General features: G+C 60.0%; 19 protein-coding genes. 16 read left to right on the top strand and 3 right to left on the bottom strand.

Annotated elements, in window-relative coordinates; genetic code table 11:
- Nucleotides 1–37: 37 nt before the first annotated feature.
- The 10 genes from KXR83_RS26080 to KXR83_RS26035 are packed head-to-tail and all read left to right on the top strand — an operon-like array spanning nt 38 to nt 10,104.
- Nucleotides 38–745 (top strand): MlaE family ABC transporter permease, encoded by a 708-nt coding sequence (locus KXR83_RS26080; protein ID WP_023958978.1) that lies wholly within the window; start codon nt 38–40, stop codon nt 743–745.
- A gap of 10 nt (nt 746–755) precedes the next feature.
- Nucleotides 756–1,619 (top strand): ABC transporter permease, encoded by an 864-nt coding sequence (locus tag KXR83_RS26075; RefSeq protein WP_031332472.1) that lies wholly within the window; start codon nt 756–758, stop codon nt 1,617–1,619.
- An 8-nt stretch (nt 1,620–1,627) separates the two neighbouring features.
- Entirely contained in the window at nt 1,628–2,662 is a 1,035-nt protein-coding gene (locus tag KXR83_RS26070; RefSeq protein ID WP_031332473.1) for an MlaD family protein, read from the top strand.
- Entirely contained in the window at nt 2,663–3,661 is a 999-nt protein-coding gene (locus KXR83_RS26065; protein ID WP_023958984.1) for an MlaD family protein, read from the top strand.
- Entirely contained in the window at nt 3,658–4,656 is a 999-nt protein-coding gene (locus KXR83_RS26060; RefSeq protein WP_023958986.1) for an MlaD family protein, read from the top strand. The genes KXR83_RS26065 and KXR83_RS26060 overlap by 4 nt, the downstream gene beginning before the upstream one ends.
- On the top strand, nt 4,650–5,699 hold the full coding sequence (locus KXR83_RS26055; RefSeq protein ID WP_062800734.1) for an MlaD family protein: 1,050 nt from the start codon (nt 4,650–4,652) through the stop codon (nt 5,697–5,699). Before KXR83_RS26060 ends, KXR83_RS26055 begins: the two co-directional genes overlap by 7 nt.
- Nucleotides 5,699–6,736, top strand: coding sequence for an MlaD family protein (locus tag KXR83_RS26050; protein ID WP_023958988.1), 1,038 nt, complete (start codon nt 5,699–5,701; stop codon nt 6,734–6,736). The genes KXR83_RS26055 and KXR83_RS26050 overlap by 1 nt, the downstream gene beginning before the upstream one ends.
- A gap of 23 nt (nt 6,737–6,759) precedes the next feature.
- A complete protein-coding gene (locus KXR83_RS26045; protein WP_023958990.1) occupies nt 6,760–7,692 on the top strand; it encodes an MlaD family protein in 933 nt (310 codons plus the stop codon).
- A gap of 48 nt (nt 7,693–7,740) precedes the next feature.
- Nucleotides 7,741–8,427: a hypothetical protein gene (locus KXR83_RS26040; protein WP_023958992.1), complete on the top strand. Its 687-nt coding sequence runs from the start codon at nt 7,741–7,743 to the stop codon at nt 8,425–8,427.
- 33 nt (nt 8,428–8,460) lie between these two features.
- Nucleotides 8,461–10,104 carry a long-chain fatty acid--CoA ligase gene (locus KXR83_RS26035; RefSeq protein WP_023958994.1) on the top strand — a complete coding sequence of 548 codons (1,644 nt, stop codon included), beginning with the start codon at nt 8,461–8,463 and terminating at the stop codon, nt 10,102–10,104.
- Nucleotides 10,105–10,357: 253 nt separating this feature from the next.
- On the opposite strand, the gene KXR83_RS26030 is transcribed toward KXR83_RS26035, so the two are convergent.
- Nucleotides 10,358–13,468: an RND family transporter gene (locus tag KXR83_RS26030; protein WP_051406546.1), complete on the bottom strand. Its 3,111-nt coding sequence runs from the start codon at nt 13,466–13,468 to the stop codon at nt 10,358–10,360.
- Between the two features lie 42 nt (nt 13,469–13,510).
- Nucleotides 13,511–13,852, bottom strand: a complete 342-nt coding sequence (locus KXR83_RS26025; RefSeq protein WP_023958998.1) for a DUF4873 domain-containing protein — start codon at nt 13,850–13,852, stop codon at nt 13,511–13,513.
- A 133-nt stretch (nt 13,853–13,985) separates the two neighbouring features.
- Here KXR83_RS26025 and KXR83_RS26020 point away from each other — a divergent pair, with 133 nt between their 5' ends.
- From KXR83_RS26020 to KXR83_RS25995, 6 genes are all read left to right on the top strand, one after another.
- Complete coding sequence (locus KXR83_RS26020) at nt 13,986–14,954, top strand: AurF N-oxygenase family protein (RefSeq protein WP_023959000.1); 969 nt, start codon at nt 13,986–13,988, stop codon at nt 14,952–14,954.
- Between the two features lie 158 nt (nt 14,955–15,112).
- Entirely contained in the window at nt 15,113–16,636 is a 1,524-nt protein-coding gene (locus KXR83_RS26015; RefSeq protein WP_023959002.1) for a flavin-containing monooxygenase, read from the top strand.
- Between the two features lie 39 nt (nt 16,637–16,675).
- Entirely contained in the window at nt 16,676–17,545 is an 870-nt protein-coding gene (locus KXR83_RS26010) for an SDR family NAD(P)-dependent oxidoreductase (RefSeq protein WP_023959004.1), read from the top strand.
- Nucleotides 17,542–18,612, top strand: coding sequence for a ferredoxin--NADP reductase (locus tag KXR83_RS26005; protein ID WP_023959006.1), 1,071 nt, complete (start codon nt 17,542–17,544; stop codon nt 18,610–18,612). The genes KXR83_RS26010 and KXR83_RS26005 overlap by 4 nt, the downstream gene beginning before the upstream one ends.
- On the top strand, nt 18,602–19,519 hold the full coding sequence (locus KXR83_RS26000) for an alpha/beta fold hydrolase (protein WP_023959008.1): 918 nt from the start codon (nt 18,602–18,604) through the stop codon (nt 19,517–19,519). Before KXR83_RS26005 ends, KXR83_RS26000 begins: the two co-directional genes overlap by 11 nt.
- Nucleotides 19,520–19,597: 78 nt before the next feature.
- On the top strand, nt 19,598–20,350 hold the full coding sequence (locus KXR83_RS25995) for a TetR/AcrR family transcriptional regulator (RefSeq protein ID WP_031332475.1): 753 nt from the start codon (nt 19,598–19,600) through the stop codon (nt 20,348–20,350).
- A gap of 325 nt (nt 20,351–20,675) precedes the next feature.
- On the opposite strand, the gene KXR83_RS25990 is transcribed toward KXR83_RS25995, so the two are convergent.
- The gene (locus tag KXR83_RS25990; RefSeq protein ID WP_307715602.1) at nt 20,676–21,050 is read right to left on the bottom strand and encodes a hypothetical protein; all 375 of its coding nucleotides are present in this window, start codon (nt 21,048–21,050) and stop codon (nt 20,676–20,678) included.
- Between the last annotated feature and the right edge of the window lie 835 nt (nt 21,051–21,885).

Raw genomic sequence — 21,885 nt, 5'->3', positions numbered from 1 at the left:
TACGATTGCCCTCGCCGGCCAGGCACTGCGGTGGGCCGTGCGCGACATTGTCACCGGACGGTTTCCTTTTCGGGAGGTTGTCACACAGACCTGGTTCGTCATCACCGTCACGACGTTGCCGGCGATCCTGGTGGCAATTCCGTTCGGCGTCATCGTCTCGGTGCAGGTCGGAAGTCTGACCCAGCAGGTCGGGGCCACGTCGATCGCCGGAGCCGCTGGTGGACTCGGGATCATTCAGCAGGGGGCACCGATCGTCACAGCCCTACTGCTCGGTGGTGCGGCAGGGTCGGCCATCGCCTCTGACCTTGGCGCACGGACCGTCCGTGAAGAAATCGATGCTATGGAAACTCTCGGACTCAATCCGACCCGTCGAGTCGTCGCACCGCGGTTCGTCGCGGTTCTCATCGTCGCTCCAATGTTGTGCATGCTCATCGTGTTTACCGGCCTCGTGGCCGGCTACATCCTGAGCGTCAACGTCCAAGGCATCACGCCCGGAAGTTACGTCGCCTCGTTCGCCTCGTTCGCGTCATCGGCGGACATCCTTGTGGCACTGGTCAAGTCGTTGGTATTCGGTCTCGTTGTCGTGGCAATCGCATGTCACCGGGGTCTGTCCACAAAAGGCGGCCCGAAGGGTGTGGCCCAATCTGTCAACGCCACCGTAGTTCTGGGGGTGGTGGCGTGCTTCGTCATCAACGTATTCATCACCCAGCTAACGATCATGTTCGTCCCGCAGACCATCGGATGACGGAGAATACGTGACCGCAGTACCTTCCACCCGCTTGACTTCTGTCACTCGTCCGATCGCTCGTTCTGTGACGCCCCTCGCCGAAGTCCCCGCACAACTCGGGCACATCACCACGTTCACCTTTGACACCGTGGCCGGAATCCGCCACGTCGCGACCACATATCGACGACAGACGCTCTTGTACATACAGGAGTTTGCCTGGGGGCGAGGCGCTATTCTGGTCGGCGGGGGTACCGCAGTCGTGCTTGTCATTCTCGGAATGGCTGTCGGGGCATCCATCGGCATCCAGGGTTACGCCTCGCTGGACCTGGTGGGGATGGGATCTCTTACCGGGTTCATCTCGTCGTACGCCAACACTCGGGAGTTGGCACCGATTATCGCCGCGATCGGCTTCGCAGCCCAGGCCGGCTGTCGTCTCACTGCGGAGATCGGATCGATGCGCATCGCCGAAGAGATAGACGCACTCGAATCGATGGCGGTGCGGCCGATTCCATATGTCGTCAGCACGCGCGTGGTTGCAGCGATCACCACCATCATCCCGCTCTACATCGTGACGCTGATACTCAGTTTCGCCGCAGCCAAGCTGGTCGTCATCCTTCTGCACGGCCAGTCAGGTGGCACCTACGACTTCTATTTCAATGCGTTCCTCAAACCGCAGGATCTGGTGTTCTCGGTCATCAAGGTCCTCATTTTCGTAGTATCGGTCGTCATCGTCCACAGCTACCAGGGTTTCTACGCCACCGGTGGAGCAGAGGGCGTCGGCCGCGCGTCTGGTCGAGCGATCCGTAGCAGTCTCATCATCATTGTTGTGGAGGACATGATCTTGACCCTGCTGATGTGGGGCTTCGATTCGGGCGTCAGGATTTCGGGGTAGGGGTTGAAGTGGCTGTTTATAAAGATCCGTCAGGGCGCGCGCCATCAATAACAAATTTGACCCTGCGTGGGATCGGTGTCCTGGTCGTCGTGGTGGTTGCCGCCTATTTTCTGGTGGGAAACGCAACCGGAAAATTTGTAGACAGCAAGACAGTGACGATAACCACCGACGCGATTGGTGACGGGCTGAAGGGCGGATCGGAGGTGAAGTATCGGGGCTTTACCGTGGGCAAGGTGTCCTCGGTGTCGGTGCGCGACCAAAGCACATCTGTGAGAATTGAGCTCACCGGAGCTAACGACGACATCCGGTTGCGTCAGGGCCTGGCGGTGAATTACACGTCTGCCAGCGCGCTGGGGCCAACGGCACTGGAGATTGTTGACCCCGGACGGGGAGAGTTAATCAGTGATGGCGGCAGTGTCTATGTCAACAAGCAGCAGTCCGAACAAACGTCGGTTTCGACACTGATTCGTAAGCTTTCCAAGCTTGTCAATGCTCTCGATCAGCCGGCGTTCAATTCCGTGGTTAAGTTTGTTGTCGATGATTCCCAAACGTTTGCCGACGCCGGCAAGCTCATGTTCCAGATTGCACAGATCACTCGGGACGTTCAACAGCGGCCAGTGGGCCAGGATTTGGCGATCGCAGCAGATCTGTCCCAGGGTGTAGCCGATTTCATGACGCCGTTCGTTCCAGGCATTCTGATAAACGTTGACGTCGCTGATTTCTTCGCCACTGACGAAGCCATCAAACAGACAAAGGGCAACCTCAACGACACCGGCGCGGTCTTGTTCGGCGGACTCGGGGGACTGTTGAGCAAAAACTATCCGGCGTTGAGTTCACTACTGGACGTGGGTCTCGATCTGGCGAGGCCGGTCGCCAGGTCGGCATCGGGGCTGGTGCGAACCGTGTACACCATCCCGCAAATCTTGGACAGCATCGACAAAGCCACGCCGCAGGTCGGCGAGCGAGTACAGCTTCAGGTCGCCCTGGTAGTGCAGACGTCACCTGCGCTGCAGAGCGCGCTTGCAGCAGGAGGACCGAGGTAGATGAAGTCGTTAACTCCCACCATCATCAAGATCGTTGCGTTCGCCGCAGTCATCGGCGTTCTCACCTACGTGATCATCGCCATCCTCGAACCCAGCTCGGACGGACCGAGTTCTGAACGATCTGCGGTCTTCTCCGATGCATCCGGGCTCAAGCCTCGCGACGGTGTGCGGTTGGCGGGAGTCAAGGTCGGTTATGTGACGGCGATCGACCTGAAAGGACCCACGGCGGTCGTTCATTTCCAACTGAACGACGACGTCACGATCACATCGAACACCACCGCCGCCGTGCGGTATCAGAATCTTCTCGGACAGCGATATGTCGAATTGATCGGTGCGGCACAGGGAAAAACACAGGGGGCACTCACACAGGTGGCGCTCGACAAGACCGTTCCCTCATTTGATGTGTCCACCTTGTTCAACGGGTTCAAGCCGGTGTTCGACACGCTTAATGCCGACGAGATCAATGAACTGCAGTCCAATTTGTTGCGCGTTGCTCAAGGTGATGGAAGGGGCATATCGCCTGTTTTGAAGCAGGTCGCCAACATCACTGCCTACGGGAACCAGCGGTCTGAGATCATCACGAATATTGTGACGAGCCTTGGCCAGGTCTCCGACCAGCTCGAAGGCCGCTCGGCGGAGATGGTCGAACTTGTCGACAAGCTGGGATCGATCGTCGACGCCTTCAGCCGCGTGAGTGACCGGCTGCGAGAGTCGCTACGCGAGGTCAACCGGTCCATGTCGAAGACGGTCATCACCGGCGAGCAACTTGAGTCAACGTACGACCAGAGTTTCGCGACGATTTATCAGCGTCTGACGCGAGAACCCGGGGAGTTGGAGGGTCTACTCAACGGCGCGGTACTGCTCAAGCCCCTTATGGACTCGCTGGCCGCTGCGACGAACTCCACGCCGAGCGAGGCGCGATGTTCGAAAGGTCCTCTGCCTCTGCCGGATACAGCGAGGATCGCGCTTATGGGGCAACGATTGGTGGTGTGTAAGTGAGGTTGTTTAGTCGAAATCGATCGCATCACCAGCCTGAACGCAGGCGCGACCTCATCGTCGCCGGTGTGGTGGTGGTGACCGTGGTGGTCGGTCTGGTGATCGCAGGGGCCGTGTATATCGCACCGCCCGGCCAAAAAGTGTACTCGGCCCAGCTGGTCAACACCGGCGGGCTGGAGTCGGGTAATCAGGTGCGTATAGCGGGGATAAGACAAGGGAAGGTGTCGTCGGTGGACCTCACAGGAACGTTCATCACAGTCAAATTTCGACTCGACGACTCGGTATCGGTCCGTTCGGACGCTACCGCAGCGGTTCGCCTGATCACGCCGATCGGCGGGCGAGTTCTCGATCTGGACCCAGGGTCAGGACCGACCGCGCTCTCGGGGGCAATCCCCCTTGTTCAGACATCGAGTACTTACGACATCTCGAACACGCTGGAGACGACGACGCCGGTGTTTCGTGATGTGAACGGCGTCGATCTCCGTCAAACCGCAACACTGCTGCAGAATGCGTTCTCCGACGGCAACACAAACATTCCCGACGCACTGAGGAACACCAGCAGTCTGATGGACCTCCTAGAGCGACAGTACGGTCAGCTCGACAAAACGGTCGCTCTGTCCGATGAATACGTCGAAGCTTTCGCCGACCAAAAGCAGGTGCTGGTCGACTTTCTCCGTCAACTCAGCTTCCTGGCCAGCACTCTGGGACCTGATATCCAGAACGTCCGCGACGGGTTCGACTACCTCAGGCGTCTGTTCAAACTTCTGACGAGGCCGCTCGTGGCGTACCGCGATGGGATCGAACCGTCCGTGCAACAGTTCAAGACGCTCCTGGACAAGGTGTCGACAGAGCTGCCGGGCTACTCCAATGCCCTAACACAGGTCGATCAGATCACTCAGCGCCTCGGCGTACTCCTCCAGGCAGCGCCGGTGGGTGCGCCGGCCACCACAGAACCAGAGGTTCGTGTGTGCATTCCGAGTGGTGACGACAAATGTTGACCACCTGGGTCCGGAGGCTGCTGCTCTTGATCGCCGTGGTGGTTGTGGTCATCGCTGGTATCGGGATAGGGCGGACAGCGTCCGACGACACGCGTGCCTTGTGCGCAGAGTTCACCGATGCATCGGGCCTCTTCGAAGGCAACGCAGTCGCCATGCTCGGCAAGAAGGTGGGCAGCGTCGTTGGGGTGCAACAGAATAAAGGTCAGTCCGGTGTAAGGGTCGAGATGCGGGTCGACAAGAGCGTGCCGCTGTCCGCCGACGTCGGCGCGACTATGGTGTCGACATCCATCGTGACCGAACGTCAGATAGAGTTCACCAAGCCGTACTCCGGTGGAGCCCGATACGAGACGAATCAGTGCATTTCGTTGAGTAAGACGAGAACCCCGCTAGGCGTCAGTCAGACGCTCGACTCGATCAGCAACTTGTCCGAGGACCTGGTCAAGGACAACGGTAGAAACACCGACGCCGTCCTGCAGTCCCTCAAGCTCGTCTCCCGCAATCTGGAAGGGACACAGGGCGACGTGGCCGGGATCATCAAGGACTCTGCCACGCTCATCAACGACCCGGCCAAGCGGGATGGACAGATTCGCAGGATCGTCGGGAACCTCGCAACACTGACGGGGGTGGCAACCGAGAACGACAAAGAGCTGACCGCCCTCTTCGACAACTTCGTCGGTGCCATCAATGTCATCGTCGCGTTCGGCCAGACGTTCGGTGCAGCAGTCGAGTACGCGGGGACGTTCGTACCGATTCTCTCGCGGCTCGCAACAGATTTCGGCCCCCCGGTATTCGCGATCGGTGATGCTGCCGTTCCGCTCATCGCCGGCATGGGAGAGCAGCCGGACATGATGGCAGCAGTAGCAGCCCGCACGGCAGACCTCATCGTCAAACACCCCGATGCCAAGTCGATCGTGCAGGCGTTCGCAGTGTCGCTGCCTTTGCGAAGCCTCGTCAGTGGCTGCGCCGCGCCAGTGGCAAACGGCGTCTGCAGGCCCGGCGATGCATCAAAAACGATCGCCGGGATGATGGGTGGAGGGGCCTGATGATCTCGGTCAACCGGGCACGCCTCGGACCCACGATAGTCGCACTGATGGCAGCGATGGTGTTCGTCACGTCATGTGGGATCAACGCCGACAATCCGCCGACCATAGGGACCTCCGACGGCAACGGCTACGACATCCAGATGGAGTTCACCAGCGCACTCAACCTGCCAGCCCTCGCTAAAGTCCTGTCGGAGGGGATCAGCGTCGGAACCGTCGAAGATGTCACGTACGAGAACGGGCATGCGGTCGTCAAAGCTCGCATCGATCACAAGACTCAGCTGCCGGGCGAATCGCGAGCCGAACTGCGTCAAGACACTCTCCTCGGTGAGATCTACGTTGCCATCCTTCCCCCAGCCGAGCCGTCGACGGGTGCCTTGCTGCGGTCGGGTTCGGTGATCCCGCTGGCACGGACCGAGCCGGCAGCAAATGTCGAGGACGTCATGCGCGGAATGGCGAATGTCCTCGGCGGCGGTGAGCTCGACAAGATCCACACCGCCATCTCGACATTGAACACCACGTTCCCCAAGGACCCGCAGGAATTCGACGCCCTGTATCGGACAACGCTGGAGACCGTTTCGGAGGTCTCCTCGAACACTGACAAGCTCGACGTAGTGTTGAGGTCGGCTGATCGGACTCTGAAGGTGATCTTGGCTGATCCATCGGGAATCGACCGGATGCTGACTAAGGGTGGACGCAACTTTTATGGCCTCGGCTACTCCCTGATCGACGTCGCGTTACTCATCGCCAACTTGCGTGATTTCGCTGTGGCCGCGGGCAGGATCGTGGATCCGGAGTACTCACGCATCAAGGAGTCGGTGGCTGCGATCGCCCCGGTGATTGCTTCGATCGCCAACTCCGACATTTACTCAAAGTCCTTCACGGAGCAGGCAACACGCGTCATCCGCGACAAACTGATTCCATTCGTGGGGTCGCCCGACATCAACCTTTCGGACATCTCCATCGATGGCCGGAACCTGGCGCGGCGGGACGCCGAATCGTTTATTACCGTGTTGAAATCGATCGGAATGATGCCGTGAACCGCAGCAGCACGCTCATATCTATGGTGGCTTTGGCCGTCGTGTTCGTTGTAGGGCTTGGCTACCTTGTCGTCGGCGTGGCTCGCGTGAACCCCACCCGCTCCGAGTACTCGTTAACCGCCTTCATCGACAGCTCGGGCGGTCTGCTGGACACGTCGCCGGTGATGGTGCGGGGGATACCCGTCGGAAGGGTGGCCTCCATCAACGTCGTGGATTCGGCACTTAAGGTCGAGATGGCGATCGATTCCGATAACAAGATTCCCCAGGACAGTGTGATGTCTATCCAGAATCTGTCACTTGCGGGGGAACAGTACATCAACTTCGTGCCCGCGGGCACGGCTACCAGCGGGTACTTCCGCAACGGAGACGTGGTGCCCGCTGAGGCGGTGCACGTGTCGCAATCGGTGCCCCAGGTGTTGCCGAAGATGGCTGCAGTGGCAGATGGGCTCGACCCAGCATCGATCGAGTCCATCAACAAGACCGTCGCCGAGGCCGTCGCCGGACAGCAGGGAGACCTCGACATGATCGGCGACATGATGTACCGCCTAGTCGATTTCGTCGGCAAGGATGGGTCCGTCCGGGTGACCGCGGACAACGCCGAGTTCCTGCTCGGCCTCATGTCCAACGTCGGGGACGTCCTCACTGAGGCAGCTGTGCGTACCCCTGACGCCGTGAACGGATTGGCGAGAATTCAGCGGGCGTTCATCGAGTTCACAACCACCTCGTACGACAAGTGGCCTCCCGTGTTGAAGCTTGTGGAAAAGCTCAGCGGCTATATCCAGATCCTGCAGCCGGATCTGCTGACGATCACCCGTGCGGTGAAACCGGCGACCGAGAAGGTCGCGGACACCTACGTCGACTTCGGATCGATCGGCGACCTCCTCGCCCGAACCTTCCCGACGTCGCGACCAGGTCGTGCCGAGGTCCCCATCACGGTGTCGCAGTCACCACGATGACGACTTGTCCGCGAGCGACTATCCACCGCAAGTAACAAGAAGGTCCAGATGACAAATGACGAGCAGACCAATCCGCCTACTGAGCCCACTGAGGTCGAGGACGGCTCGGCAGCAGCGACGACGGATGGCGATCTACTGGTGGACGAAAACGCCCCAACTGCTTCTGTAGCCACGGCGGGGGTTGACGACAGCGACGTCGCCCCCCTCTCGCCGAGTGCGCGGCGCTGGTCAGCATTGCCGCAATCACGTGCTGCCGTGGCCGTTTCGGCCGTGATCGTGGTGCTCGCTGTGCTGGTCGGCGTGTTCGCCTACCTCTACCTCGAGGCCGACGACGCGAAGTCGACATTGGAAAACGAAGCCGCGCAACGGGCCGCGGCGGCGGAGGCCGCCTCGGATTACACGACCAAGTCCCTGACCTACAGCTACGAAAACACCGACGCCTTTTTTGCAGCGGTCAAGGAGAACGCAGGTGAGGCGCTTATCAAGCGCTACGACGAGGTTCGACCGACGCTGACGCAAATCATGCAGCAAGCCCAGGTGCAAGCGTCGGGCCGCGTTCTGGCCACCAGCGTCACCGGTGACACCGACGGCGAGTACACGGTGATGGTCTTCGCGAGCCAGAAGACGCAGAACGTGCAGAACCCACAACCGAGTGAACTGCCGACGTTGTTAAAGGTAATTGTGTCGAAAACGGCTGGGAGCTGGCAGATCCAGGACTACGGCCCAGCTGAATAAGGCGGCTGTGCCGCAGAAGGAGTATTTCTATTCATGAAGAGCACGATGCAGGACGTACCTTTGACGGTGTCGTCGATCCTTCGCCACGTCGCGACGAATCACGCCGGCAGGCAGGTGATCACCTACGGCGGCGCCGAACCGGCTCGAACCACGACTTACGGGCCCCTTGAGGAACGCTGCGGGCAGCTGGCCAATGCTCTGCGTCGTGCCGGTGTGGGCGACGATGACCGGGTCGCCACTTTGCTGTGGAACAATCAGGAGCACCTCGAGGCGTACGCTGCGGTTCCCGCCATGGGTGCCGTCCTGCACACCCTGAATCTGCGGTTGTCTGCGTCCCAACTGTCGTTCATCGCGAACCACGCTGAGGACCGGGTCATCATTACGGATAGTTCGCTGGTGCCGTTGCTGGCGCCGCTGCTGCCGGGCCTGTCGACCGTACGTGTCGTGTTCGTCGCCGGCGGTGGGGAGGTGTCGGCGCTGGAGGGCAACGGCGTCGAAATCATTCGTTATGAGGACGCGCTCGCTGCGGAGTCCCCGGCCTTTCCGTGGGCAGAACCCGATGAGAGATCGGCGGCGGCTATGTGCTACACCAGCGGAACCACGGGAGACCCCAAAGGCGTTGTCTACAGCCACCGTTCGGTGTTCCTTCACTCGATGGCAGCCTGTACCGGCAATGCGCTCGCCGTGGAGGAAGGTGACCGAGTCCTGCCCGTGGTGCCGATGTTCCACGCCAGTGCCTGGGGCCTCCCCTATGCGGCCCTTATGGCGGGTGCCGACTTGCTTCTGCCCGACCGATTCCTGCAAGCGGCTCCTCTGGCGGACATGATTCAGACACATCGGCCCACGAAAGCGGGTGCCGTTCCGACCATCTGGAACGATCTATTGCAGTTTGGGTCATCGCACCCCGACCTGGATTTGTCGTCGATCAGTCTGGTCGCCTGCGGGGGTGCGGCGGTGCCGCAGTCGTTGATCGAGGGATTCGCGGACAGGTTCGGCGTCCCGATTATCCAAGCGTGGGGGATGACGGAAACTTCGCCACTCGCCGCGGTGAGTCGACCACCGGCCGGTGTCGCATCGGAATCCGATATGTCGTATCGCAAGCGTCAGGGCCGTGCCATCTGTGGCGTTGAGATGCGTCTTACCGACGAGGCAGGTATGCCGGTTCCACGTGACGACAGGTCCGTGGGGGAATTGGAAGTGAGGGGGCCGTGGATCACCGGTAGCTATTACAACATGGACGAAGACAGCGACAACTTCCGTGACGGCTGGCTGCGAACCGGCGACGTTGGCCACATCAGCCAAGACGGTTATTTGACGCTCACCGATCGAACGAAGGACGTCATCAAGTCGGGTGGCGAGTGGGTCTCATCGGTGGAGCTCGAGAACACCATAATGGGCCATCCTCAGGTGGCCGAGGCTGCCGTGATCGCTATCCCTCACGATCGATGGCAGGAGACGGCCCTAGCCGTGGTCGTCCGGACGCACGGCAGCGAGGTTACCGCCGATCAACTCGGCCAGTGGTTCCTCGAGAATTGCCCCGACGAGATCCCTCGTTGGTGGATTCCCAAGAACTGGGCGTTCGTGGACCAGGTGCCCCGCACCAGCGTGGGCAAGTTCGACAAAAGAGCTTTGCGTTCCCAACATGCCGACGGGAGTCTGGTCGTCGTGCCGAACTGAACACGTTTCTCGCTGACGGCGGCGGTTCGCTGAACCGCCGCCGTCTGGTGTTCACCGCCTCGGCCCGGGCCGGTGCGCTTAGAAGTACTCAGGCCAGGCGTCCGCAGCGATGACTCACACTGCTACCGAGCACCACGGCACGGGTGTAGCGAAAGCGTTAGCGAGAATGGGCAATTGATCGTGGGTCCGTTTCACAGCAGGAACCGAGAGTTCCTGTCAACCCTCGCGCGCCTGATGTAGATTCACCCCGCCATCAGCGATTAGACGTCGTCAAAGGTCCTCTGGCATAGGGTCCTACCTCGGTGGAATCCCGGCTCACGGCCGCGCGGTGCAGCCGCCCTGGCCACCAGCTCGCCTCACCGAGCAATGCTGCCAGCGCAGGGACGACAATAGTGCGAACGAGAAAGGTGTCCAGGAGTAACCCGATACCGATGATAAAGCCGATCTGGACCATCACGTCGATCGATCCCAGCATGAGTCCGAACATGCTCGCCGCGAAAATCAAACCGGCCGAGGTGATGACCGAGCCGGTGTATGCAACGGTGCGTAGCACTCCGAGCCGGACATTGGCCGTCGATTCCTCTCTGAGCCGGGAAACCAACAGCATGTTGTAGTCGGCCCCCACTGCAACCAGGACGATAAAGGACACCAGCGGGACGGGCCACGCTATTTCATTGCCGAAAATGTGTTGGAGGACAAGGACACCGATGCCCAGAGCGGCTGCGTAGTTGAGTACAACGGTGGCCAGTAGATAGATCGGTGCGACGATCGCCCTGAGTAAGAGCATTAGGATCAAGCCGACTATCAGGAGCGTTCCGAATCCGAGTAACTTGAAATCGTACGCCAGAAGTCGTTGGATGTCGGCGTTGATCGCCGGGAACCCGGCGACAGATGCGCGCGCACCCTGCAGCGTGGTGTTCGGCATGGCGTCCTCGGCCACCTTCGACAGACTGTTCGCCAACGTCATAGCATCCGCGGTATACGGATCGTAGGCGGTCTGCACTACAAAGCGAGCAGTCTTGCCATCCGGCGAGATGAACTGGCGCGCCACTTGGCTGAACTGCTGATCCTTGAACGCGTCGGCGGGTAGGTAGAACCCCGTTGCCGAGTCAGAGTTGCCGATGTCCCGGGCGGGCGCGCGTAGCTGGGCGGCCACTTGAGACAGGCCCGCCAGCAGTTGCAGGTTGCTGTCCACCAATGCGCTCACACCGCCGGAAAGCTGTCGGGACCCGTCGGCGAGCGCTCGGACGCCCGTCTGGAGCTGTGACAACCGACTGCCGAGGTCCTGGCCGTTGATCGTCTGCAGCGCGGAGTCGAGGACGTTCAATGAGCTCTGCAACTGCGCGAGGTCCGCCGTTCCCGGGCCCTCAACTCCACCGAGCTGGGTAGCGAAGTCCGCGAAACGACCGAGGGACTGGTTGTCGGCCAATGCGCGGATATCCGAGGTCTGTGCCTGCAAGGCCGAACACTGCGGGATCTGAACGCACCAGGGAGCATCGAGTGCACTCAACGCAGGTGCGACGGAGTCGGCAGCCGACTGTGCCTGTCGTGCCACTCGAGACAGTTCAGGAGCTTGTTGGGAGAACTCATCGAGTGCGGGCGCCGCAGCAGCCAGCTGATCGACGAGCGGACGATACTGGCTGAGTTCCTCGCCGGCCGACGAGGCCTGCTCGAGCAACCCCGACAGCGGCGCGAGGTTGGTGGTGATTTGTTCGTTCAGCAAAGCAAGACCGTCGGCGAGTTGTGAGGACCCGGTCCTCAGTAGCTCCAGTTCGCCCTTCCGTGACTGTGCGTCACCGGTCTGTTCGGTGATACCACTACCGATCTGGTCGTTCTGCCATGACAACTCAGCCTGCTCAAGCTTCTCGCCCGTCGGGCGAGTCACCCCGATGACGCGGGTGACACCGGGCGTCTGCGCGACGCGCGACGCCATCTGTTCAAGATCGGCCAGTCCCTGGCCGGTGCGCATGTCTTTGTTCGACTCCACCAGAAGGAACTCGGAGATGATGGTGTCTTTGGCAAAATGCCGGTTCAGCAGCGCGTATCCCTCGTTGCTTCCGGTATCCGACGGCTGACCTTCCCGATCGTCATAGGTGATTGTCATGGTGGTCGCGATAAGGCCGAGAGCGATCAGTGCCACTAGACTCACCGCGAGCAGCGGGACCGGCCGCCGGATCACCCCCGTTCCCACCCGATGCCAGTACCGCCTGGTGAGGTCACGACGAGGTAGCCCCGCACCACGCTTCGCCGCGAACGACAGCACGGGGGGCAGCAAAGTGACGGTTGCCAGGAAGCCAAAGGCGATAGAGATCGCGCACGCCGGGCCGAGCGTGTTGAACACGCTGAGCTTGGCGAACGCCATCGCTAAGAAAGCAAAGGCAACTGTGGCTGCGGACGCGAGCACCACGCGACCGATCGTTGCCGTGGCGTTCGCAATGGCCACGTCAGGGGCATCGCCCGCCCGGATGCCCTCGTGATACCGGCTTATAAGGAATACGGAGTAGTCGACTCCGGCGCCGAAGATAATTACCGTCATGAACATCGAGGTGAATTGAGACACGGGCATGCCCAATTCGCCCAGACCCGAGAGCACCCCGCGGCCCACTGCCAGGCTCATGCCGACCACCAGCAGCGGCATGAGAGCGGTGAAAACCGATCGGTAGACGACCAGCAGGATCCCTGCGATCAACAGCACCGTGGCGATCGTGATTACGACCAGATCGGACTCACCGACCGCGAGCTGGTCGGTGAACGTGGCAGGTGGACCGGTCACCCGAACAATTGTGTCGGTACCATCAAAGATCTCGTTCGCGGTGTCACGGACCGCTTCCACGGCGTTGGCAGCGTCCGGTCCGCCCAACGTCCCCGTGACACCGATAGGCAGATACCACGCCTTCCTGTCTTTGCTCAGCGCCTGACTCTCCGTGAGCGGGTCGCCGAGCAGATCGCGGACTGCGATGACGTGTTCCGTGTCCGCACGCAGTGCGGTCACCAATTCGTCATACCTGACGCGGGTGGTGTCCGAGAAACCCCTGTCGTTCTCCATGGCGACGAAGACGGTGGTCTTGGCCCCCTTCTCATTGAACGCCTCACCCATCCGGTCGAGCGTCTGAAATGACGGTACGCCCGCGGGTATCGGGTCCACCGACTGCTGTCGGATCACGGACTCCAACTGCGGGAATAGCACCGCTAAGCCGACCGCAACCACGACCCAGACCGACGCCGCGAATCCCTTGCGCCGCAGCGTGAACCAGGCGACCTTTTCCAGTTGAGCGCTGTACTCACCGGTGCCGGCAGAACGCCTTGATGGACGGTTGTGAACGATCGACGACCTGGCCACGTACGAACTTCCTCTCGGACTCATGGGATGTAGGGGCACGCCCCCACAGGCGGCTCCGCGGGTCGGTCAGCCGTGATGTTCACTCTCTGCTATCGACTCCACGTCTTCGAGGGTGGTGGGGATGTGGTACGGCGGCCTGCTCGTGCCCGTAATGCGATAGCGGTCCCAGAAATCAGGATCGCCCACGACGCACTCGGCGCGGCCCTCTGGTGTCACGAAGACAGCAACCGTGCGCCTGCCCGCGAGGAGCGTGTCGAGCGCATCATTTTTGTCGATCCTGCCGTACCAGGTGTACAAGCCATTGAGAGGCTGAAAATAACCTTTGATTTTCACCCCGACAGCAATCTCCTTGCCACGGCACACCAAGGTGCCCTCGCCGGAGTAGTCGAGGTCGTGGTCGTCAGACACGTAAAGCTCACTTTCTTCACATCAAGCGTTGACAAAAGAACACACTGGCAGCGACACTAGCAGTATCGGGTACCCAGAGTATCGGGTATAAAGACGAGACTCAGCTCGGCCCGGAACACAACGGAGGTGTCACATGACCGTTCAGAATGTTGAGATCAAGCCCGACGTTTCGACGGAAGGGGTTTCGCGCGTCAGTGCCCGCAAGCCCGTCGACATGCAAAGGTCTGCCGGCCGACTCCTGCGGGCGGCGGCTGAAAAGTTCTACGACGCGGAGATCGACATCGATTGGGACTCGCCCTGGGAGGAGGGAAAGTACTTCCTGCCCGAGCATCGTGTCTCGCTCTACGGCACCAAGCTGTGGGAGAAAATGAGCGATGAACAGAAGGTGGAACTCGGGCGCCATGAAATTGTCAGCATTCTCAGCTTCGGTATCTACGCAGAGAATCTGCTTAGCTCAGCGCTGCTCCGAATGTCTGCCAAAGGCGCCCTGACAGATCAAAGGGCCCTGTACGCCCTTAACGAGATCGGCGACGAGGCACGTCACTCGACGATGTTTGCCCGGTTGATCAACAAGACGGGGCTGGCGCCGTACAAGTTGCCGAAGGGATTCTTGGGCTTCGCGAAGATTCTGCATTTTGTGCCTCTCGGCCCGTCTGTATCCGGCGCGACATTGCTCATCGAAGAGATACTCGACCGCGCTCAGCGCGAGGCGATGAATGACCCGAAAATGCAGCCGCAGCTGCGCCAGCTCATGAAGATTCACGTTCTCGAAGAGGCCCGCCACATCACCTTCGCGCGGCTGGAAATGGTGGAGGGGATGCAGCGTCGCGGACGCATCTCGCGCGCCTGGCATCGAGGCACGCTGGCGGCCATTGCGAACTTTGCGTACCCGTTGCTTATCAATCCGAAGGTGTACCCCGCTGTCGGAATCAGTCGTGTGCGCGGCCTGTGGGCGCAGCAGACGAGCCCGAACTATCGCGTCAATTTGCAGTTCATGTCCGAGCCTATGATCCGGTTCTTCCACGAGGCCGGGATGATGGAGGGGAAATTCACGATGGCGATGTGGCGCGCAACGCGCAGCCTGCCCGACGATCTGCGCTAACACCCTTAGCCTGGCCCCGTCGGCCACCAGTTCATCCCCGACCCCCACGTTCGAATTTCTCCGTTCGCGGGCTCGGGTGGATGACATTCTCACACCTGCGACGCGTCCCCGCGCGTGCAGGTCCGTCTGCTGTATTTGATCAGGGAGTTTTTCACTCAATGCCGTCCTCCAACACCAAGCGCGCGGCGCGCGCCGCCACGGCGACAGACCCGGGAATAACCGAGCCCATAATCACCAAAGTACTCATCATCGGCACCGGCTTCTCTGGCCTCGGTATGGCCGTGCAGCTCCGCCGGCGCGGCTACAGCGACTTCATCGTGCTGGAAAAGGCCGACTCTGTCGGTGGAACCTGGCGCGACAACACCTATCCAGGATGCGCATGCGACGTGCCGTCACTGATGTACTCCTACTCGTTCGAGAGCCGCGGTAGTTGGTCGAAGGTGTGGTCTTCGCAGCCCGAAATCGAGCAGTACCTGAAAGAGATCTCCAACAAGCGTGGTGTCACTCAGAAGATCCATTTCGGGCAGAAATTGGTCTCCGGATACTGGAGCGAGTCCGAATCGCGGTGGCACCTGCGTACCGAGTCGGGCCGAGAGTACATCGCACAGTACGTCGTGTCCGGTGTCGGCGCCCTGCACATCCCGAACTATCCGAACATCCCCGGAATCGACGATTTCACCGGCCAGGCATTCCATTCGGCAAAGTGGGACCACACGGTGGATCTCCAGGGCAAGCGGGTGGCCGTCATTGGCACCGGTGCCAGCGCAATTCAGTTCGTGCCATTCGTGCAGAAAGAGGCCGGCACACTCACGGTCTTCCAGCGAACCCCGGCGTGGGTACTTCCACGCAAGAACTTCGCAGTGCCGACGGCACTTCGGACCCTGCTCAGCAAGATCCCTATCACTCGCCGCCTCGCTCGGTGGTCGGTCTACTGGGGCGCAGAGAGCCTAGCCTTCGGGCTCAACGGCCACTCCAACCTTATGCGACCCATCGAAAAAGTGGCGAAATGGAACATCGAACGTTCTATCGCCGACCCCGAACTACGCAGAAAGCTGATGCCGTCCTACCGCATCGGATGCAAACGCATCCTGGGATCGAACGACTACTACCCTGCACTCGCCGCGCCCAACACGACAGTGATCAGTGATCGGATTGAAAAGGTCACTGCGGATTCTATCGTCACCGCTGACGGCGTGTCACATCCTGTAGATGTGATCATTTACGCCACAGGGTTCCATGTCACGGACGGGTTCGATCAACTCGCGCTCAAGGGCGCCCGGGGCGAAGACTTGCCGTCGCACTGGCATCGGACGGGTATCAACACCCACCTCGGCATCACCACCGAGGGCTTCCCGAACCTGTTCTTCCTGCTCGGGCCCAACACAGGTCTTGGGCACAACTCTGTCGTATTCATGATCGAGCAGCAGATCAAGTACATCATGAAGGCCATCGACGCCGTCGACAGTCGCGGAGCGCAGCGCGTTGATGTCCGGCCCGAGGTTCAAGAACACTTCAACAAGAACATTCAGCACAAGCTCGCCAAGGGGGTATGGACCAACGGCGGGTGTACGAGCTGGTATCTGGACTCGCAGGGTGTCAACCGTACGGTGTGGCCCGGGTTCACCTGGCAGTACTGGCGAGCGACGAAGGACTTCAAGCCCGCCGAGTACGAGATCGCCTGACAACCCAGCCGTAGGTCATCGAGAAGTGAGTATTCAACAGTGAGTAGTTCGACAACAGATAACTATGCGAATCAGGTCGCAGTCGTCACGGGAGCCGCTTCAGGGATCGGCCGGTCCCTTGCGCTTCAACTTGCCGCACGCGGGGCCAGCCTTTCCTTGTCCGACGTCGACGAGGTGCATCTCGCGGAGACGGCGGCTATGTGCCGTACCGCGCATCGGGCGAAAGTCGAGACCGCCGTGTTGGACGTGGCAGATCGTGCTGCCTTCCAAGATTACGCCGAAAGCGTCCAGTCATCTTTCGGGTCCGTGAACATGGTGTTCAACAATGCCGGCGTCGCCCTCGGCGCCGACGTTGTTGACATGTCTTGGGAGGACTTTGACTGGCTGATGGGTATCAATTTCGGCGGTGTCGTCAATGGGACGAAGGCTTTCCTGCCCTATCTCATCGCCTCCGGTGATGGTCATCTTGTCAACACTTCCAGCGTCTTCGGTCTGGTCGGTATTCCCAGCCAGAGTGCCTACAACGCCGCCAAGTTCGGTGTGCGTGGCTTCACCGAAGCGCTTCGCCAAGAGATGAAGATCAGTCGGCATCCGGTCACAGTGACATGCGTTCACCCCGGCGGCGTCAAAACCAATATCGTCAATAACGCTCGAGGTGTATCCGATATGGGGGCAGATACCGCCACCATTGCCACAATGTTCAACAACATTGCCCGGACCACTCCGGAAAAAGCGGCGTCCACCATCCTCAAGGGAATGGACAAGAAGAAACCTCGAGTGCTGATCGGCGCAGACGCACGGGGCTTCGACTTTGTCGCGCGCGTTGTGGGACCGCGCTACCAGGACATCTCTGCGCCTGTTTCACGTGCGGGCTACGCATTGGCCCGAAAGCGGGGGATTATCAAATGACCGTCGAGCAGGAAAATCGGCCGGGCGCGACCGCGCGATCGCGGACGCTGACCGTGTCGGAGGTCGTGCAGGAGACCAAGGACTCGGTCAGCATCGCGTTCGAAGTGCCTGACGAGATTGTCGACGACTTCAAGCATCTACCCGGTCAGTTCATTACGCTAAAAATTCCGTCGGACCAGACGGGCCACGTCGCACGATGCTATTCGCTGAGCAGTTCACCTCATGTCGATGACTTCCGCCTCGAGATCGGGGTGAAGCGCACCGCTGGGGGATATGCGTCGAACTGGTTGTGTGACAACGTCTCCGTCGGCATGGAGGTGACCGTACTTACGCCGTCGGGAAAGTTTACCGCTAAGAGCCTCGACGTCGACATGCTCTTCTTCGCCGGCGGAAGTGGCATCACGCCGGTGCTGTCGCTGGTCAAGTCGGCACTGGTGTCGGGCAGTGGGGAAGTCGTCCTGTTCTACGCGAACCGTGACGCCGATTCGGTCATGTACGAGCGCCAGCTTCAGCAGATCAAATCCGAATTCCTCGAGCGGTTCACTTTGGTCTACTGGCTTGAGTCGGAGAACGGGCTCCCCACATCTGTGGCTGTCGAGAAGATTATTCGTGATCACAAGGGGTCGTCGATCTTCACCTGCGGCCCTTCCCCCTTCATGGATCTGGTGGAAAGGTCTGCCGCCGAGTGTGGAGTGGACCATTCGGATGTACATCGGGAGGTGTTCCAGTCGCTGGCGGGTGACCCGTTTGACACCGCCACACTGCGTCGACTCAGCGACGACGAGGGTGTGGCTACCGCCACGGTTTACCTCAACGGAGAGTGCATCACCACGGAATGGCCACGTAATACACCGCTGCTCGATGTGCTGCTCTCACGAGGGCACAACGCCCCGTACTCGTGTCGAGAGGGCGCATGCAGCGCGTGTGTCTGCAAGCTCATCGAGGGCGATGTCGAGATGGCGCAAAACAACATCCTCGTCAACGACGACATTGAGGACGGTGAGCGACTCGCGTGCCAGGCACTTCCGCTCACCGACGCTGTGACGGTGAGCTTCGATGACCTCTGACTCTTCGGGAGCTGGCCTATTGCCGGCGCGGTCGCGGGAGGTTCTCTCGAGTGACGGCACGAGGTTGTTTGTCGAGGAGTACGGGCTGGGTGATGATGCGCCACTAATGGTGTTTAGCCACGGGTGGGCTTGCCAGGGCCGGTTCTGGCGACCTCAGATCGAACACTTCGCCAGCACACACCGTGTGGTGGTGTATGACCAACGCGGACATGGCTGGAGCGACCGGGGTCACTCCCAATTCTCTTCCTCGTTGCTCGGCGACGACCTTGAGGCTGTCTTGCGTGCGGTCGTGACCTCGAGTCGTAAGGCCTTGGTGATCGGTCACAGTATGGGGGGGATGTCCATCATGGGATGGGCTGCCGGGCACCCGGACTCTGTGCGCGCCTCATCACGCGGTGCCGTGTTGGCGAGCACTGGCCCCTCGCAGTTGGTTAGCAGATCAACGTTAATAAGGTCGCCACGTCGATTCCGCGCCACACTCGAGCGGGGCTTCGCGGCTGGGCTCGCCGTCGCGGGACCGGAGATGCTCGACACTCGTTTTAACCGACGGTTGGTAAAGTACGGGACGATGGGTCCGCACGCGTCGGCCGCCGTTGTAGCGGAGTGTTCCGGCATAGTATTGCGTTGCCCACCTGCGGTGCGGGGAATGTGGGGGAAGGTTCTGGCTTCCATCGACGTCAGCAAAGGAGTTGACTCGCTTGCTGTGCCGACGACGGTGATCGTGGGTTCTGCCGACAAGTTGACACCTGAGGTTCATTCGACTGATCTCGCCGAACGGCTGCAGCAGGGCGGCCGGTTGCATGATTTAGTGGCGTTGCCGCAGATCGGTCACATGATTAACATGGAGGCGCCGAACGATTTCAACCAAGCGGTGGCGCGATTGGACGCAGCCACGGTTGAACGTTGATAGCGAACTGACGATGCCAATGGGCTGACGCGGATGGCCGCTGATGACTTGGGGGCTTTCGGTAGTATTGTGTCCACAATGTCAGTCGTCCGCCGCGTTTCGTCCGCGCCATCCCAGGTACAGCGTCGGGTGCGTGATGCCCGCAGCACCCGGTGGGATGACCATCGCATCGCAAGACGAGCGGAATTAGTCGATGCGGCCATACGGGCAATCGACCACCATGGCGTAGGCGTGAGCATGGACGACATTGCTGCGGAGGCAGGCGTGTCCAAACCGAAGCTGTACCGCTACTTCGGCGACAAAGCGGGACTGAACGGGGCGGTGGCGGGGAAACTCGGTGAGTTGATGTGGGAGTCGGCGCAAGTCACGATCCTTGCTGAGCAAGAGCATGCGTCTGTTGACGACATGATTCGCTCGTCCGTCCAGTCCTACGTCGCGCTGGTTGGGAAACATCCCGTGGTCGTCAGCTTCCTTATGGCGAATCACTTGTTTCAGTACTCGGGGTCGGGAAATGGTGGAGTTGCTGAGCAATTGAGGTCAGTGATGGAGGTTGTCGCCGATCGATTCACTGAAAGTCTGCGACGTATTCACGCAGATGTCTCGATCATTCCCTTGGCAGTGGCGTCCATCCTGGGTGCTGGGCTATCTGCGACTCAGTGGTGGATTGACAGCGGTCGTGAGCAAGGGGTCAACGACAGCTATTTCGCCGCACACCTATCGGAGACGACGTGGGGAATTATCAACGGTGCAGCCGCAACAGTAGGCGTTGCCTTCTCACCTGATCTGCCATTCAGCCATCCCGGTTTCGCGTCCCGCCTCGAAGTGAACTGACCGCGTTTGCAATCAGCCAATCGCCGAACTATCCGTAATCAGTGGCCGCGCGTCATGGCCAGGGGTGATCGTTGTCAGTCGATCGTGCAGCCCAGGGACGGCGAGCGTTGATACGGCGGTCAGCGTACCCGGCAGAATAGTGGACCCGGGGAGGCTGGCGGCGGAATACAGAGCCAGCGGACACGCCGGGCCAAAACCACATAGCAGTCCCTCGCCCCGGTAGAACTGCAACCGCGACGGTCAAGAATTTATGAGCGGAAACAGCGAAGCTTGACAAGTAGATACTTTCACTGCCTGCTCAAGCAGTGTAGTCCGCCGGTTACTTTCAGGATCGGACGATTCGACTGCCGAGGAAACCAACGTATGCGGCCAACCCGACCAAACCGCAAACGCGGGTTGGGCTGTTTGAGATGGCCAGGCCGATCATGGTCTCGCTTGCACCGTTCGCATAAATCCATTCACGCGTGTTCTCGGGAAATGCAAGCTTGGTGATCGATTCGAAAGCCTGCGGAAGAACAAGATGCGCCAGCCCTGTTCCCGCGATTCCGAAACCGATCAATTTCGGCAACACCGTCGCCGTAGCCCTTCCTGTCTTATAGGCCGCTTTCGCCGTCACCACCGCCGGACTCTTAGACGCAACGGCCGCAACGACACGTGCCGTCTTCGGGTTTCTGTTCCACTGCTTTTCGGCATTTTTCAAAATTCCGCTCCCTCTCGTCGTGATTCTATTATCTAAGCCCAGTTAGAATTGTTGCCGACCTGCACCCCGGAGTGACCGCTACCGTGGCAGAGATCTAAAACACCCGACCACAACCCCGGTGGGCTAACCCAACCAAGTATGATTCAGCCCTTCGTTTCAGTGCCTTCGCCGTTTCAAAGCGACCGTGCGGCCACGCATCCTGCGTCCCAGGAGTCGGGAAACGCCCCCTTTTTTGGAGGCTCGATTGGTTGGTTTCCGGCTTCTGCTAAAGCCGGATTTTATGGTACTCGGATATCTTCGGGTTCGACCAGTAGGCGGTCTCGTATTCGACGGCTGATGTTCCGATCTCGCCGTGTTCGGCGCAATGGATGAGACACCAGATGTATTTGTACACAGCGATCTTAAACGTCATCGACCCCGGGTCATTCATCTTTCGGGCGAATGAAGGCTTTGGCGGATATACTCGGCCTTGAGCAGAGAGTCGATCGCTTGGGGTTCGACTCTCTGGGTCGCGCAGTTTGATTCCACGAAGCTAGTGCTTCATCGCCAGGCCCCGGGAAGGTTTTCACTTGACAAACACATAGGAACCCGGGAGTGTCGGATTAACGGTGGATCACCCTGCAGCGAAACTAACCGACACCAAGGCCCGGATCCACCGTTAATCTGACACTGCCTTATCGGAGATGCTGTGTTTAAATTGCGCATCAGACGATTAGTGGGGAATTGCATTTGGTGAACGGCGAGACGGACTGAAAGCGGCCATTGCGGGCGAACCAGTCCTGACGTCGAACAACCGGGTTTTGGGGTATGCAGTGCCACGGAAGGGATCCGTGAG

It is taken from the genome of Williamsia muralis (genome assembly GCF_051487485.1).
In the GTDB taxonomy this organism is placed as follows: domain Bacteria; phylum Actinomycetota; class Actinomycetes; order Mycobacteriales; family Mycobacteriaceae; genus Williamsia; species Williamsia muralis_B.
Note: the sequence above shows the minus strand (reverse complement) of the source record. Positions and strands in the feature narration are given on the sequence as shown.